Source organism: Hymenobacter profundi (assembly GCF_019334315.1).
Lineage (GTDB): Bacteria > Bacteroidota > Bacteroidia > Cytophagales > Hymenobacteraceae > Hymenobacter > Hymenobacter profundi.
The window spans coordinates 1-685 of the sequence record NZ_JAHWGL010000216.1 but is presented as its reverse complement, the minus strand read 5'-3'; the positions used below and the strand labels follow the sequence as shown (position 1 = coordinate 685).

General features: G+C 65.5%; 1 protein-coding gene. It reads right to left on the bottom strand.

Features of this window, described 5'->3' with window-relative positions; genetic code table 11:
- Nucleotides 1-685 (bottom strand): TonB-dependent receptor plug domain-containing protein (locus KYK14_RS21980; RefSeq protein WP_219161772.1); only part of this gene is annotated, 685 nt, incomplete at both ends.

Sequence of the window (685 nt, the reverse complement as noted above, 5' to 3'; positions counted from 1 at the left end):
GCTGACGGAGGCCAAATCCAATAACTGGACCGATGCGCTGTCGGGCAAGGTGGCGGGGCTGAACCTAGTGCGCTCGGTGGCGGTGGTGTTGGTGGCGGGGTCGTACTGGTAGAACTGCTGCCCGTCAAACTTGGGCCCCCAGGCCGAGCTGGTGCTGCGCGTGCTGGGGCCGTCCTCGGTGGCGTTGTAGGAGTAGTAATTCTCGCCCGCCGAGCCCTGGCCGTACTCGTACTGAAAGTCGGGCCAGCGCGAAATCGTCTCAATCGAGGAGTTGGAGTTGAACGTAACGCCGATGCCCCGCTTGCGCGCCTTGCCCGATTTGGTGGTGATAATGATGGCCCCGTTGCCCCCGCGGGCGCCGTACAGCGCCGTCGCCGCCGGCCCCTTCAGCACCGATACCGACTCAATGTCCTCGGGGTTGATGTCGTTGAGGCTGGTACCGAAGTCCACCGGCGACTCGCTCTGGAGGTAGGCCGAGCTGCCGGTGCCGGTGTTGCGGTTCGAGCCGCCCAGCACCACGCCATCCACCACAATCAGGGCGTCGTTGTCGCCGGCCAGGGAGCTTTCCCCGCGCAAGATGATGCGGTTGGTACCCGCCGGCCCGCCACCCGAGCGCACTAGGTTCAGCCCCGCCACCTTGCCCGACAGCGCATCGGTCCAGTTATTGGATTTGGCCTCCGTCAGC